General features: G+C 48.0%; 15 protein-coding genes. 2 read left to right on the forward strand and 13 right to left on the reverse strand.

All coding sequences use genetic code 11. The annotated features are described in order from the left end of the window. Positions 1-119 precede the first annotated feature (119 nt). The 13 genes from AMS66_RS02420 to AMS66_RS02475 all read right to left on the reverse strand — a co-directional run bounded on the left by AMS66_RS02420 (position 120) and on the right by AMS66_RS02475 (position 13718). Complete coding sequence (locus tag AMS66_RS02420; RefSeq protein ID WP_053779275.1) at positions 120-1499, reverse strand: amino acid permease; 1380 nt, start codon at positions 1497-1499, stop codon at positions 120-122. 150 nt (positions 1500-1649) lie between these two features. Then, positions 1650-2171, reverse strand: a complete 522-nt coding sequence (locus AMS66_RS02425) for a GNAT family N-acetyltransferase (protein WP_053779276.1) — start codon at positions 2169-2171, stop codon at positions 1650-1652. Further along, a complete protein-coding gene (locus AMS66_RS02430) occupies positions 2168-3376 on the reverse strand; it encodes a Gfo/Idh/MocA family oxidoreductase (RefSeq protein WP_053779277.1) in 1209 nt (402 codons plus the stop codon). The genes AMS66_RS02425 and AMS66_RS02430 overlap by 4 nt, the downstream gene beginning before the upstream one ends. Continuing rightward, positions 3373-4227, reverse strand: coding sequence for a metallophosphoesterase family protein (locus tag AMS66_RS02435; protein ID WP_053779278.1), 855 nt, complete (start codon positions 4225-4227; stop codon positions 3373-3375). The genes AMS66_RS02430 and AMS66_RS02435 overlap by 4 nt, the downstream gene beginning before the upstream one ends. Before the next feature lie 14 nt (positions 4228-4241). Continuing rightward, positions 4242-5021, reverse strand: a complete 780-nt coding sequence (locus AMS66_RS02440) for a carbohydrate ABC transporter permease (protein ID WP_053779319.1) — start codon at positions 5019-5021, stop codon at positions 4242-4244. 152 nt (positions 5022-5173) lie between these two features. Continuing rightward, complete coding sequence (locus tag AMS66_RS02445) at positions 5174-6064, reverse strand: carbohydrate ABC transporter permease (RefSeq protein WP_053779279.1); 891 nt, start codon at positions 6062-6064, stop codon at positions 5174-5176. Between the two features lie 129 nt (positions 6065-6193). Next, positions 6194-7561: an ABC transporter substrate-binding protein gene (locus AMS66_RS02450; protein ID WP_053779280.1), complete on the reverse strand. Its 1368-nt coding sequence runs from the start codon at positions 7559-7561 to the stop codon at positions 6194-6196. Between the two features lie 42 nt (positions 7562-7603). Continuing rightward, positions 7604-8470 carry a DUF6923 family protein gene (locus AMS66_RS02455; RefSeq protein ID WP_053779281.1) on the reverse strand — a complete coding sequence of 289 codons (867 nt, stop codon included), beginning with the start codon at positions 8468-8470 and terminating at the stop codon, positions 7604-7606. 172 nt (positions 8471-8642) lie between these two features. Further along, positions 8643-9494 (reverse strand): helix-turn-helix domain-containing protein, encoded by an 852-nt coding sequence (locus tag AMS66_RS02460; protein WP_053779282.1) that lies wholly within the window; start codon positions 9492-9494, stop codon positions 8643-8645. A 176-nt stretch (positions 9495-9670) separates the two neighbouring features. After that, on the reverse strand, positions 9671-9871 hold the full coding sequence (locus AMS66_RS33350; protein WP_236703093.1) for an ATP-binding protein: 201 nt from the start codon (positions 9869-9871) through the stop codon (positions 9671-9673). Then, a complete protein-coding gene (locus tag AMS66_RS02465) occupies positions 9834-11024 on the reverse strand; it encodes a HAMP domain-containing sensor histidine kinase (RefSeq protein ID WP_236703095.1) in 1191 nt (396 codons plus the stop codon). Before AMS66_RS02465 ends, AMS66_RS33350 begins: the two co-directional genes overlap by 38 nt. Beyond that, positions 11021-11695 carry a response regulator transcription factor gene (locus AMS66_RS02470; protein WP_053779283.1) on the reverse strand — a complete coding sequence of 225 codons (675 nt, stop codon included), beginning with the start codon at positions 11693-11695 and terminating at the stop codon, positions 11021-11023. The genes AMS66_RS02465 and AMS66_RS02470 overlap by 4 nt, the downstream gene beginning before the upstream one ends. Before the next feature lie 49 nt (positions 11696-11744). Beyond that, entirely contained in the window at positions 11745-13718 is a 1974-nt protein-coding gene (locus AMS66_RS02475) for a serine hydrolase domain-containing protein (RefSeq protein ID WP_053779284.1), read from the reverse strand. Positions 13719-13947: 229 nt separating this feature from the next. Here AMS66_RS02475 and AMS66_RS34490 point away from each other — a divergent pair, with 229 nt between their 5' ends. Continuing rightward, entirely contained in the window at positions 13948-14253 is a 306-nt protein-coding gene (locus AMS66_RS34490) for a DUF6713 family protein (protein WP_330219277.1), read from the forward strand. A 278-nt stretch (positions 14254-14531) separates the two neighbouring features. Continuing rightward, positions 14532-14880: hypothetical protein (locus AMS66_RS02485; protein WP_082350530.1), on the forward strand; the 349-nt coding region annotated here is incomplete at its 3' end.

The following is a 14880-nucleotide window of genomic DNA, read 5'->3' on the forward strand; positions in this document are numbered from 1 at the left end:
ATCTCCCGAAGGTCTCCGATGTATTCAAGGAATGCATGTATGATCTTACATATAAGTTGACAGGGAAATTATACACCTTGCCATTACGAGTACAGTACCCTCTTATCTTTGAGTCGAGGCTAGTGATCTTCGCCTCCATCTACCCGCTGTTTTTTCCCTATGCCAAATACGAAATATCCGATTACAACGATCGCCATAAATGTAGCCCCGACAATCAGCGGTAACCGCGTATCCGGGTTAAATGCCATACCAATAATAACAAGTGTCAGATATACGATGATGATGTAGTTGCTTATTGGGAACCATTTGGACTTAAAGGTGTGGTCTCCCATCTCGTTGCCCCAACGCTTACGAAATCTGAATTGACTGAAAGCGAGTGCGAACCACGGAACCATACCCGGAAGCACACTTGCACTATAGATATACAGGAACAGTTTGGAATCCGGCATCAGGTAGTTCAGCACCACACCGATCAGTAACAAAGAAATCGTGATGATAATACTGTTGCGGGGAACCCCGCCTTTGGACAGCTTTTTGAAAAAGGCCGGTGCTTGTCCATTCTCCGCAAGCGTATAAAGCATGCGTCCTGCACTATAGATTCCACTGTTACATCCCGACATCGCGGCGGTAAGCACCACGAAGTTTATAATCCCCGCAGCAGCCACAATTCCGACTTTAGCAAACGTCAGTACAAACGGACTTCCCGTTTCTCCAACTTCATTCCAAGGATACAATGTCACGATGACAAAGATCGCCCCGACGTAAAAAATGAGAATACGCCACACGATGTTTTTGATTGCTTTACGCAGCGTGACCTTCGGATTCTCCGCTTCGCCTGCCGTAATTCCTACCATTTCGACGCCCTGATAGGCAGCCGTTACGATACACAGGGCAAATAAAAATCCTTTAAGACCCCCGGGGAAAAATCCTCCGTGACTCACCAGATTCGACAATCCAATCGGCTCGCCGCCATTTCCCAGACCGAAGAAGATCAGCCCGGTTCCGATTACGATCATAAAGACAATCGCTGTCACCTTAATTAAGGCAAACCAGAACTCAAACTCGCCGTAAAACTTCACAGCTGCCAAATTCGCCGCCGCAATAATAAGCACGCCAGCCAATGCAGGCAGCCATTGTGGTATATCGGGGAACCAGTAGCCCACATAAATCCCGATTGCCGTGACTTCCGCCATACCAACCGTAACCCATAGAAACCAATAGCTCCAGGCAGTCAGAAACCCCGCAAGCGGGCTAATATATTTATGAGCAAATGTGGCAAACGAACCCGTTACAGGTTCCTGTATCAGCATTTCCCCCATAATCCGCATGACAAAAAAGATAATGATTCCAGCCAGCAAATAAGCTAACAGCACCGAAGGACCTGCCCACTTGATCGTACTTGCCGATCCCATAAACAATCCAACACCGATGGTGCCTCCAAGCGCAATCAGTTCAACGTGCCTGGGCTTTAGCCCTCTAGATAGCTGCTTTGATTCCAAACGACATTCCCCTTTTCGTGTGTACATCTTCTTGTTGTAAGGTTACAATTCCACATGCACATTAACGCAATGCAGAATTACTTCACCAAATTGTACGAGATGCGTCGAAAAAATACAACAAGGAATGTGAGGAAGCGGATTCATTATACACTAACTCATCAGTTCGTTGAATATCCTTTCCCAACGACCACTATGCTCTTCCTCCACAAGTAAAGGAACAAATCCCAATCGGAGATAAATAGAAATGGCCGGGAGCCTGAAGTCATCGGTTTCAAGCAGGGCCGCTTGTTTACCCTCTTCTCTCATCCGGTGCAAGGCCGCCAGTGCAATGGTATACCCAAGCCCTTTCCCGGAGTGCCCCGGCAGAGCGCCGACCATATGCAGATATCCACAGTTGATATCGCCATCCTCTTTCTCCCAGGCTACAGCAGTGGCGACAGCGAGTCCCTCATAACAGAGAAACAGAATCTTCTCCGGCATAAATGGCGGCTGGAAACCAATCTTGTCACCGAAGGCAATTTCCCTCGCAAAGGAAATGCGGATCACATGCTCCCATTCTGTAACGTCACCGGGGTGAAATGATCTGAGCTTGTAGCCTTCCGGTATGTCCAACTGCGGCAGATCTGCAAACGTTTCCTTTTTCATGACCAGCTTGGAGCGTTCATCCCTCATCCTTTAGAGCCTGCCTTTACTCTAAAATCCGGAAATGTCACGGTATTCCCGCCCAACTTTACAGATTCCATGGAAAGGAAGAAAACCGAGCTCCAGGTCACGGCGTCATATACATCAACCAGCGGGCTTCTATCTTCCTGAATTGCAGAGATGAACTCCTCCAATACCAGAAAATCACCACCGCCATGCTTCGTGCCCGCCGCTAAGTGCCCCCACTGCTTCCATTTGGGATGATCATATTCCGGCTGATAACAGGACATTTTCTCCCATACTTCCGAGCCATCCTCCCCGTTTACCGGAGAGCGGTTCTGCAGCCATACGAGATCTTCCTCATAGGGATGACGCGCCGACAAGTAAGCCCCCTTGGTCCCCTGAAGCATATAATGAGTTTTATTATGTGGCCGGACGGAGACCCAGTCGATACGCAGCGTAATTAGAACGCCCTTCTCGGTCTTCAGGGCGGCAACGGCTGAATCCCCCTGGCTCCAGTAGCCTTCACGGGCAGCCGGGTGATCCTTGCCAAATTGCTCACTGAAATAATTCTGCAGCGCTCTCGGTTCAGAGACTTGCGCCGAAATGCTTTTAAGCCGATCCCCTCCGGGTTTATTAAGTGCAATCCACTGTGCGGCAGGTCCAATTGAATGTGTCGGATAATTGACTCCGTTGTAATTCTGGTGAAGCTGACCCCGCCAGGTTAACGAGCCGTTCGGGTGATGAATCAGATGACGCAAATCATGAATATAGCCACCCTCCACATGAGTGATCTCACCGAATAGACCTTGCTGCGCCATATGATTAACCGTCAGATTGGACCTGGAGAAGCAGTAGTTTTCCGACATCATATATTTCAGTCCCGTGCGCTCCACCGTCTCAACCAATTCCCAGGCTTCCTCAAGCGACTGTACTGCGATGACTTCACTTAACACATGCTTGCCTGCGTTCAGCGCATCAATTGAATGTCGAGCATGCATATGCATAGGGCTGATTACAAATACCGCATCAATAGAAGCATCCTGCAGCATTTCCGAATAGTCGCTGTACGTCCTGATTCCTGGAAAAATCCCCTTCCACTGCTCCAGCACCAATTCATTCAAATCACAAGTAGCCGTCAAATCAATACGGTCAGCCAGAGAATGCAAAGCATTCAAAAAGCTTGCCCCCCGGTTGCCCCCGACAATCGCCAGCCTGACCCGCCTGCGGCTCATGGCGTCATCTCTTTCTTCCCGGACGATAACGTAAATATCCGTTCTGCGGAATGATTATCGCCTTTGGCATCAGGATGCGGCTCATAGTCATACAACCCTTTGGCAAACGTCCTCGCCAGCTCCTGATAGCACACGCCTTGCAGCTCAACCGTATGAATGCTCATCTGCTGGTCCTGAAGGTTGACAAGCAGCACGGCAGGAATGTCTGGCACAGCCGCCATTTGTACAAAATGCCACTGGTCTCGCTGGATGACAGACTGAACATGATTGTGTCCGTTAAAGTAAACACCCTGACCTTGATGCTCCTTCAAGACAGACCATAGATCGAGTTCCGGATCAATAGACATCATCGGCTCTGTTGATCTGGCTGTTGTATCGTATACAGGATGATGGGCAAATACGAGTAGCGTCTTCTGTCCATACATGTTCATCTGCCCGCGTAGCCAATCCATCTGTTCTTCATCAATCATGCCGCCCCAGTGGTCGGCATTCTCGCCGGCAGTATCCAGCACCAACAGGACCGCCTCGTCTTCTTCAATGACCAGATAACGCTTCTGTCCGGTTGTGGCTTCAAGCTCGGCCTTGGAACAGGCATGGGTATCATGGTTGCCCAGTGCGTACAGAAATCTCCCTTGCGGTAGCACCTTTTGAACTTTGCTCATAATAAAATCGAATTCCAAAGGTTCACCGGCATGTGTCAGGTCACCAATAGATATATGATAGTCAGCCGAGAAGTCCAGAAACTCTGCCAAATACGCTGTATAAAAAGCATCCCTTGCCTCAATCATCTGGTCATCTGCCTCAACTAACTGAGCAGGATAATGCAAATCCCCCATTACAATTAATCTCATCCTCGATCTCTCCCTTATCCTTTGATGCCCGAATGCATAAAACTGCTGATAAATTGCCGCTGGAACACCAGAAAGCCAATCAGCATCGGCGCCGTCACGATTAGCGTAGCTGCACTGACATCCGTCCACTGCGCACCTGCTTCGGTTGATTTCGCAAACATAGCCAGCCCTACAGTCAGCAGACGATTCTCCGAGGAATTCGTCACAATGAGCGGCCAGAGAAAATCATTCCAATGGAAGCTGATGGAAACGATCGCAAACGAAAGGTAGACGGGCTTTGATAGCGGCATGTAAATCCGAAGCAAAATGCCGAGCGAGGAGCAGCCCTCTACGCGCGCAGCTTCCTCTAGCTCGTTGGGAAGCTGCTTGAAGGCTTGCCTTAGCAGAAAGACGCCGAAGGCAGAGGCGAAATAAGGCAACATAATCCCGATCTTGGTATCCAGCAGTCCCAACTCGTTAATGATCTGATAATTGGAGAAAATGAGAACATCCGCCGGTACCATAATCTGCACAAGAAAGAGCATGAATAAAATATGTCGTCCCACAAAGGCAACACGTGCGAACGCATATGCTGCCAGTGTCAATGTGAAAATCTGAACCGCGAAGATTCCTGTGGTTACCAGCAATGTATTCCACATGTATTGTCCGAACGGTGCCCCTTCCCATACCCGACTAAAATTATCCAGCGTAAATTGCCAGGACCAGCCGGCGCCAATGGAAGCCTCTTTGGGAAGAAAGGCATTACGCACCATCCACACCAACGGAATCAACCACACGGCAGCAAACAACAGCATGATCGTATGCCAAAATGCTTGTCCGGCGATTCGGCGGCGGCGTGCGGATTGGAACTTCCGGTCCAACGACAGGTTGTCCTTCTTCTTCATCGTTTTGACGGACAAGGACAGGTCGGCTGTATTCTTCATGATTGTCCCTCCTCCCCCACATTCTACTGGTAATGAATCTTGCGTTCCCATCCGGCAAACTGAAGACAGGATATAATCAGGAGCAGAACGATCATTACCACGGTCATGGCCGCTGCCATCCCCTGGTCATTGTAACTAAAGGTCGTCTCATAGATGTAATACAACAGCAGACTGCTGGCATGATCCGGCCCTCCCTTGGTCATCATCCACAGATGGTCCACCCATTTAAACGCATTCGTAATCGCCACAACAGTGACAAACAGCGTCGTAGGCATCGTCAGTGGAATGGTGATTCGCAACTGCTGCGTCCACGCGCTGATTCCGTCTACCGAGGCTGACTCGTATAAATCTTTCGGAATCTGCTGCATGCCAGCCAGGTAAAAGATCATGAAGTATCCCGCCTCCTTCCAGACGGTCATTACGATCAGCGAGCCTAGCACCGTATCCGGATTGCCGAGCAGATTCACCTCACTGCCTGCGAACCAGGTAGCAAACCGGGCAAACAAGCCAAACTGAGGCATATAAAGAAACAGCCAAATGCTCGCAGCGGCGATCATTGGAATCATATTCGGGTAGAAAAAAGCAACCCGGACCAAGCTCTTGCCCCGGATCGCTTTATCTGCAAATAATGCCATGACAAAGGCCAGCGCCATGGACACTGGAACCGTACCGATAGCGAACCAAATATTATTTTTGAACACTTCAACAAAAATAGGATCATGCAGCAATGCCTTATAGTTGTCCATTCCGACAAATACGGGAGTACGAACAGCCAAATTCTGCTCAAACAGACTGAGCCATGCCGATTTAAGCATCGGATAATAAGTGAACATGCCAAGAAACAGAAGTGATGGCAATACAAGCGCCCACCCAAACCCGTTGCGCCTAAGCTTCTCTTTCCAGCGGGTATTCATGCCCTAACTCCCCCTTATACAATCTGCGCTTTGCTTTCCATTCGCCGCTTATAAAGAGGTATGGGCGGGAGGCATATGAATGGCTTCCCGCCAGGCTCTCTTCATACTGAACACTTGAATGCAGCAGGTTTATTTGTTAAAAGGAGCGAGCACACGATCCGCCTCTTCTTGCGCGGCCTTCAATGCTCCGGCCGCATCAATTTTGCCAGCCAGCGCGGATTGAATCTGGTTCGTCAAAGCCGAAGACACCTTGCCATGGTTATGTGTGGATAATTCCCTGAACGCATACTGAAGCTGGTCACGGGCAACAAGTGCCTGGGGAAAGCCATCCGTATAGGTCTTCATCGCTTCGGTATCGTAGGCCGATTCTCGCACACCGACATAACCGGATGACGAACTGAACAATGCAGCCTGCTCAGGCGCAGTCATAAACTTGGCGAATTCCCAGGCCGCTTCCTGTTTCTCCGGAGTGGTATCCTTGAAAATATAGAGGTTTCCTCCGCCCGTAGGTGATCCGTATTGCTTATTAGCGGGTGCGAAGGCTACACCGAAGTCGAATCTGGCATTGGTTTTTACATTCGTCAGATTGCCGCTGGTGTGCATCATCATAGCCGTTTTGCCTTCAATAAAGTCGGTTGGGGTAGCCGCCCAATCAATAACTCCCTCAGGCATCACCTTGTACTTACGGGACAAATCAAGCCAAAACTGCAGAGCCTCGACGTTCTCCGGCGTATTGAAATTAGCCTTCCTGCCATCGTTCCCCATAATGCTCTGCTTGGGATCGCTCGCATTCTGTCGGGCAAGCATCTGGAACATCCAGTAGGAATCGTCATTGCCCGGAATCTCCAGCCCTGTATGTCCATCACGATTCAGCTTCCCGGCATATTCCACTAACTCATCCCAATTCGTCGGCGGCTTATTCGGGTCAAGACCGGCTTCCTTAAACATGTCTTTGTTGTAGTACAGAATGATCGTGCTTCGCTGGAACGGTATGCTGTAGGTATGTCCATCCGCTTGGGTATCCTCCACGAAGGCCGGATAGAAGTCATCCTTGTTGTAATCCGTATCCTTAGCAATAAAATCATCGAGTGGAATTATCGCCTCCGTGTCCAGCATGCTGTACAGCTCGGTGGACATCATTACAGCCACATCCGGCGGCTGGCTGGCTTGTACGCCTGCCTGAATTTTGATCGTATTATCTCCGTAGTTTCCGGTATAGACCGGCTTAACTTTAATATCAGGAAACTTCTCCATAAAAGATTTCGTCATCCCGTCTATTACCTTGGTGAGCGGACCACCAACGTTGACCGGATAATAAAACGAGATTTCAACCGGCTCCTTGGATGTCTCATTCGAAGCGTTGCCTGCATCAGTTGTTGAAGCCACTGTGGCTGTTCCCGCCTTTGTATCCGCTCCACTGGCCCCTCCCTGACCGCAACCGGTCAACATGAACGTTAACCCAAGCGCAATCAGCATCATTCTACCCTGCTTTAGCATGTGTTTTCTCCCCTCATATGTGCAGAGCTTTCACGGCCCTGTTTAAAATGCGTAATGTCTGAAATTCATGCTTACACGGTTCGAGCCTACATCAAGGATATGCAGGACCGCACCATCTGCCGTGGGAAGTACAGTGATACCTTGCGCTTCATTGCTGCTTCCAAGATTTCGGTCAAAGGCCAGCGTGACAGCTCCGGTTTCCGGATCAATCCGGTAGACGGATTTTTGCGAATTGTTATCGGAAGAAGCGTACAGCGCACCGTTATACATCTCTGCACCTTGAATGCGATCAATAGTCTGACTAAGCGGGACTGTTTTAATGAGGGTCATGTCACTGAGACGAAATACATTCAGCACCGGCGCATTGTTCCATTGGGCTGTGTAGACTTGGCCGCGAGCGGCATCCACCGCTACCCAGGGCACACCTCCGGGATGAAGGTTCAGCGGAAGTTCATAGGAGGTTCCGGTGTATTGAAGGGTCGAGGCATTATAAACTGCAATGTAAGGATGCTCGTATTTCTTGCTGTCTTCGATCGGAGCATAGATCAACCCGTTGTAATAAGAAATGTCGCCAATGTGGTCACCGCCCTTTAGAGCTATCTCAGCGGGGATGGCAACCGCATTTCGCGCCTGCACCGTCTTGCCGTCCAGTGCCGTCTTGATCAGTCCAAGTTGGGAGTTAAAAATCCATGATTTTCCGTCTGTTGTAACGCCTTGCCCGCGCTCAAAGGCATCGGTAAGCCAAAAAGTCTGCTTGGACACCTCATGCCAGGATTCAGCTGCCTGTTGAGCGACTACTGCATAATCCGCAGCTTCAGCCGCGGCAGGGACCGCGCATGCTCCTGTTGTTAAAGAACCCGCAAGCAAGACTCCAGCACAGACCCAACCAGACACTTTGTTCAGTTTCATTAATGGACTCCTCCTGAATTGTGGGCCTGCTTCTATAGTAGCTCGTCCATTATAGAAGCAGTAACCTCCGTTTTAGCCAGCAGAACTCATTGCCCGCTTGGCTTAAACATATTGTAGCGTTCAGGCTACGGATGTCTGTTGGACAAAATGCTGTTTTTATTGAACAAAACAATCATTTTAGAATAATCCGGTTTGCAGAGACCTCGTTCATGTACTGTTTGGGCGTCGTTCCAGCGATTCGCTTGAACATTCTGGTGAAGTGGCCCTGGTCCGAGAAGCCGGCCCGGTCCGCAATTTCCTTCAAACCGTATTCTCCCTTGCTGATCAGCAGCTTGGAATATTCAATCCGCAAGCGAATCAGATAATGATGGGGTGTATGCCCCGTCTGCTGTTTGAACAGCCGAATATAATGGGACAGGCTCAGGGCAGCCCGGTCGGCCAGCTCCTGAATGGAGAGCTCCGCCTCCAGATTTTCTTTCATATATTCAATGGACTGATAGATTTCCTGGTTGGCAGTCATTCTGGAAGGTGTACTCCCCGTGCATACCTGGGAATAGTGGTTCAAGAGATGCAAGGTGAGCATATTGGAGAGTGAATCACTGTATATTTTCCCTTGTCTGCCGCCATTCTGTAGCTCTTCGAGCAGCCAGAGGCCTAGTTGCAGCAGCTTGGGGTCCTTGACATAATACTTTAGCTGCAACTGAACAAACCCTTCCTTCAGCAATCCTGATTCGCGCGCGATGTGCTCCAGATAAGAAGGGGGAATTTCAATTTGCAAAAAATATAGAGAAGCCTTTCCCCAGGAACAGAGAACAGGTTCTCCCGCAGGAAGGATATGAATGGTGTAGTAATTCTCATAATAAGCTGAACAATGGATACCAATCTGATGCTTCGTTCCGGTAAGCCCCCCGGCAGCATGCTGAGGACTGGGCCACCGGGCCACCTGCAGGTGATCCCACCCAAGGGCTTGGCTTGTGAGTACAGGCTTGCTGTCGGCCGGATACACTCTTTCGATTGTTCTCATCCTATCACCCCTTTTCACCACGTTAGCAACCTACTATGCGGGATGTATAAACTGTGGGTAAAAGAGTTCACTATTTTGAATGTATAGTGTCACTATTACATGGGGTTTGACGATCTGTCATACAAAAACAGGCTGCCAACAAATGAATGTTAGCAGCCCTGAACTTTTCTTTGCTTTTATCCTAAAGGCAGATGAACCATTACCGTCGTCCCTTCGCCTACCTGACTTTTCATGTTGACGGTTCCATGATGGAGCATCACAATTTTTTTGACGATCGCAAGACCCAGACCGTTTCCGCCGATGCTGCTGTTTCGCGACAGGTCTGTTTTATAAAACCGATCAAACACATAATCCAGCTGCTCTAGCGCTAATTCCAATGCCCGTATCCGTTATCGTGAAGAGAATTTCATTCGCTAACTGATTCGTACGTATATGAATATGCCCACCTGCAGGTGTAAACTTAATGCTGTTTCCCAGCAGATTCATCCAAACCTGGTTAAGCTGGTCCCGATCCGCTGTAATTTGAATCGTATCTGCCAATTCCAGATCAACCTGAATATTTTTGGTGGACCATTGCGGCTCGCAGGTAACGACAATTTGCCGAATTTGCTCGTCAAGATGATACGTGGTTGCTTCGAATGGATGATGATCCGAGTCCAGAGATGCAAGCTCCAGCAGATTATCGCTAAGTCTGGATAGTCGTCCACTCTCCGTAATAATGATATCGAGGTAATAATTACGATCAGCCTCCGCGACCAAGCTACTGTTTTTCATCGCCATTGCAAAACCGGAAATGGATGTGAGCGGGGTTTGTATCTCATGAGATACACTGGAAACAAAATCCTGTCTCATCTGTTCCAACTGTTTAAGCTCACTCGCCATTTCATTAAAACTGTGCGTCAGTGCTCCCATTTCGTCCAGTCGTTTTGTTGGAATTTCCACATCAAAATCACCCTTTGCCATCCGTTTGGTTGCCCGCGTCAACGCTTGAATCGGTTTCACCAAATACCTTGCAGCGATAAGAATACAGAGGCTTCCAATCAACAGTGCGAGCAATAATACCAGCAGGACCATCCGATTAATGATATTTTCGTTCTGTGGAGAATATTGCATGAATATGGCTTGTGGCTCTCCTTTGTATGGAAAAGGAAGACCGATGAATGTCTGTTCCACCTCTCCGGGAGAACGATATACCTGGCCTTGCAACACCATTTGAACCACTTCTGGCGCAATTTCGACGGTCTCCGTATGGTCCAGATCATAAAAAGTTAAGTTACCAGAAATGTCATACAGATGAATGGGGTAGGTGGACACTTTCACCATACTCTTGATGAACGCATCCCTGTCCTCAGGTTGCGTTTGTTCATAGAGACGTATCATTTCCTCACCTGTTGCAATCATGTCATTCTGCCCGAGATGGTTTACTTCTTTTTTGAACAGGAAGAGCCCCAGGAAGAAAGAGGTCAGCAGGCTGAAGATGATGACGACCAGAAACGTGCAAATAATACGAACATATAAGGTTTTGATCATGTGATGACTAACCGGTAGCCCAGACTGCGGGCCGTTTCAATCTGAAAATGGTGTGCATCGCCAGCGAATTTTTCCCTCAATCGCTTAATGTGAACATCAACCGTCCGGTCATCCCCTTCATAGTCGCTCCCCCAGATCTTTGTAATTAACTGTTCCCGGGTAAAAATCTGCCCTGGCTGGTTCGCCAGCATGAACAGCAATTCGAACTCCTTTAAAGGTAGATTGAGCGTATCCTCTCCCCTGATCACTTGAAAGCTGCGGCGATTCAGCACAATGCCACCCAACTGTATGGTTTGGGAAGAGACAATTAGATACCGTTTCAGCAATGCTTTCACTCTCATCACAAGCTCCAGTGGATCGAAGGGCTTTGTCAAATAATCGTCCGTTCCAAGCTGGAAACCCTTCACTTTCTGAGCCGATTCCCCTTTCACCGTGACCATTAAGAGCGGCATATTCAGATCCATGCGCCGGATCTCCCTGCATAGTTCCCAACCATCCAATCGTGGCATCATAATATCGAGAATGACCAGATCAATTTGGGATTTCTCAACAATCTCCAGTGCTTCCGCACCGTCTTTAGCCACCACGATCTCAAATCCCTCATTCCGCAAAAATAAGGTAATTAGCTCCCGAATATGCACATCGTCGTCCACGACAAGGATTTGGGTCATATGAAATGCATGCCTCCAATTCTTCTCCTCTTCCACCTGGATGGAGGGTTCAACCAAAATGCCAGCCTAACAGATTCCAATGATAGAAAAATAAACACAAGGTTACTGCTGCTAAGGCTAAGAACGTATAGTGCACACGCTTCGGTAGCGTCCAATAGCTATTCTTCCATGCCAGGATATTCATCGTTACGATCGCCACACACAATCCCACAAGAATCAGAGGCATGAGTAGGTAAAGACGCAAAGATAGTGGAATGTGGCTGAGTCGATCGATCAGATCCATGTTCATCACCAGAAGTGTTGCGCCCAAGGTCACCAATGACCACACAGAAGTAGCTGCCGACAGCCGGACTGCCCATTTCTGCACCCTTGGCATCTCTTTGTTTTCGCGTCTGTGATAAATCGCTCCCAGCAATACGGTGATGAACAGAACGGCCGAAATACCGAGCAATGGGAGCCAGAACTTCGATTGATTCATCAATGGCGCAGGTTCCAGAGGCATTGGATTCAACATATCCAGAAACAGATACGTGACCTTGCCCTCTTTATCCGTACGGAACCCCATCTGATGTGTGCCTCCGACCTCCTGGAATAAATTCACGCCAATCGGAGTGTATACTTGCTGATCTGCACCACTTCCAATAAAGAGCCGGTTATCCGAAACCTCAATATTGATCTGAGTCAGAAAACTGAAAAACTTATCGACCTTCGTGTGATTACGACGTGTAAATTGATAGGAACCTGCATATTTCTCCAGAGGCTCCCCCAATTCAATAGAGGTTGCAGCAGGCTGCTTACCCGTCTGGGCAGGATAGTAACGATTAAAAAAGGCTTGCGCCAACCCTCCCGCTGCCGTTCCACCGTCCCCTCCACTATAGGAAACAAAGATACCCATTTGTTTGTCCGGTACAAGATAAAGCTCTGTATTAAACAGCTCGTCGGCCCCTGCATGAGAGATCACACGCAATCCATTCATATTCAACTCGTAAAAGCCCAAATCCATGGCGGGTAAACGTTCGTCAAACTGGAATGCCGGGGAATGCATAAGCCTGGCGGTTTCCGGCTTGAGAATTTGCTTATCCTCATATCTCCCGTCCTGTAGATGGGCAATCATGAAGTGAGCCATGTCGTTCGCCGAGACGCTGCCTGATCCCGCAGGCCGGAAGCCTCCCTCAAACGTTGGCCGCTTGGTTACAAACTCGCCATTGGCTCGGGCATATCCTAGCACCGCATAAGGCTCAAAAGATGCTGGAACAGGCTCCTCTACCGTAGCATAATTCATACCCAGCGGATCAAAGATATTTTTCTGGATATAGTCATTATAGGCAATACCACTGACTTCTTCGACGATAAGTCCCGCGAGTGAGGCACCATAATTGGAATACGCCAGCATCTCGCCTGGAGGCTTAACGCGTGCGGGCATGTGCTTCGCCATCGTTTCAGCAATAGACACGGGAAGTTTCTCCGGATCAGTAGTGATCTGATAGCCTACACCGCCTTCCTCGAAGCCTGCGGTATGGGTCATGAGATGGCGCAATGTAATCGGCTCCGCATAGGTTGATGGTATTTTCACCGTTTTTAGATAGGTGTTGACGTCTGTATCGAGATCAAGCTTTCCCTCTTCGACCAATTGCATCACAGCGGTCCATGTGAACAACTTTGTTGTCGAAGCGATGCGAAACAGGCTAGTCTCGGGATCAACGGGTATATTTTCTTCGATGTTGGAATGTCCGTACCCTTTGGAGAGCAGAATCTTTCCATCCTTCACAATCGAAATGACTGCACCCGGAATTTGTAAGGAGTTCATTTGCACATCCATAATCCCATCAATGAATGCTGCTAGTTGAGCTTTGTCATCCAGGTTCGCAGCAGCTCTCTGATCCAATTTACCGGAATTCAATCCGGGAGCGGATACCGCAGCCGCTACGGGTGACATTGTCCCTAACCCCATTGCTCCTAATGTAATGCATAACAACACCAGTACCATCATTTTGCCAAAAATCTTCCTTATCGACGATGACATAATCAACCTCCACCACTCCGCATATTTTTTTAAAACGGTTCCTCTTGCTTTCTTTCGAGAGCATATCAAGAACGTATGAACGGAGCGTGAACCTTTTTGTCATTCTTTGCCAAATAGAAGAAACTTCAGTAAGATAGGGGAAGATTGCATTTAGAAAAGGAGAATGGGAATGCCAGACTTTTTACTAGTCTTATTTTTATTTAATTTATCTTTATTTCTTCTGCACGAGATGGATGCCATTAGACGATCCGAATGGAAATTGTTTATCGTGCTGAAAGACATGGAAGATGAGAAGGCCTATAAATTCTTCACATTCGTTCACCTGCCACTTTACACCGTCATCCTCGCACTGCTTTTCAGCTCTTACCAGACGATTACGTTCTGGGTGCTGGATATATTTTTCATCATTCATGCGGCACTGCACCTATTTTTCGAGAAGCACCCTCGTAATGAATTTAAGAATACATATTCCAGATCATTTATTTACCCCATGGGGATAATTGGGGCCGTTCATTTGTTAGCTTTATTAATGTAATTGCATCAGATTGTACATCAAAAAACAAGAAATCTTATGACCGCCTAAAGCGGTCATTTTTTATAGGACATGGTCAGAGATCATAATTCGTAACTGGCTATCCTTCCATTTAAATCGCTATTTACAGCTGTATTTTATTGGTATATAGTATAGCCGTCAGGAATGTTAACGCTAACATAAACTGAAAAAAGGAGGATGCTTCAATCCATTTTCGAAAAGGTTTTCGTTTTAGTGAGGTTACACTTTAAACCATTTCATTTTGAAAGGATGAGGTATCGATGAAAAAACTAAGCACCACATTATTTGTATTTTTTATGGGTATATCCCTTATGTTTGGCCTGACCGCATCAGCTAATCCCGCTATCGTAAGTTATGGAAGCAGCTATTCCAATACACTCACTGCTGGTCAAGGATACGCCTACATTCTCCCTAATGCCAAAACCACCGGTACAAGTGTAAAAATTACGGCATCCGCAGCCAATGCACTTCAACTGCACTACTACTGGAGCTACAATAATACGACAATCGACCTGGGCACAGCCATCGTAAACAACAACAATTACAACGGCGGTTCTGCCTACTACAATCCTGGCACTCTGGTCACTGTGGTAGAACGCGTACCAGCGT

Source organism: Paenibacillus xylanivorans (assembly GCF_001280595.1).
Taxonomy (GTDB): domain Bacteria; phylum Bacillota; class Bacilli; order Paenibacillales; family Paenibacillaceae; genus Paenibacillus; species Paenibacillus xylanivorans.

Bases quoted from the DNA above. Each gene is read 5' to 3' on its own strand.
- AMS66_RS02425 (WP_053779276.1), bottom strand. From the start codon at position 2,171: ATGAGGGATGAACGCTCCAAGCTGGTCATGAAAAAGGAAACGTTTGCA.
- AMS66_RS02430 (WP_053779277.1), bottom strand. From the start codon at position 3,376: ATGAGCCGCAGGCGGGTCAGGCTGGCGATTGTCGGGGGCAACCGGGGG.
- AMS66_RS02435 (WP_053779278.1), bottom strand. From the start codon at position 4,227: ATGAGATTAATTGTAATGGGGGATTTGCATTATCCTGCTCAGTTAGTT.
- AMS66_RS02440 (WP_053779319.1), bottom strand. From the start codon at position 5,021: ATGCTGTTGTTTGCTGCCGTGTGGTTGATTCCGTTGGTGTGGATGGTG.
- AMS66_RS02445 (WP_053779279.1), bottom strand. From the start codon at position 6,064: ATGAATACCCGCTGGAAAGAGAAGCTTAGGCGCAACGGGTTTGGGTGG.
- AMS66_RS02450 (WP_053779280.1), bottom strand. From the start codon at position 7,561: ATGCTAAAGCAGGGTAGAATGATGCTGATTGCGCTTGGGTTAACGTTC.
- AMS66_RS02455 (WP_053779281.1), bottom strand. From the start codon at position 8,470: ATGAAACTGAACAAAGTGTCTGGTTGGGTCTGTGCTGGAGTCTTGCTT.
- AMS66_RS02460 (WP_053779282.1), bottom strand. From the start codon at position 9,494: ATGAGAACAATCGAAAGAGTGTATCCGGCCGACAGCAAGCCTGTACTC.
- AMS66_RS02465 (WP_236703095.1), bottom strand. From the start codon at position 11,024: ATGATCAAAACCTTATATGTTCGTATTATTTGCACGTTTCTGGTCGTC.
- AMS66_RS02470 (WP_053779283.1), bottom strand. From the start codon at position 11,695: ATGACCCAAATCCTTGTCGTGGACGACGATGTGCATATTCGGGAGCTA.
- AMS66_RS02475 (WP_053779284.1), bottom strand. From the start codon at position 13,718: ATGTCATCGTCGATAAGGAAGATTTTTGGCAAAATGATGGTACTGGTG.
- AMS66_RS34490 (WP_330219277.1), top strand. From the start codon at position 13,948: ATGGATGCCATTAGACGATCCGAATGGAAATTGTTTATCGTGCTGAAA.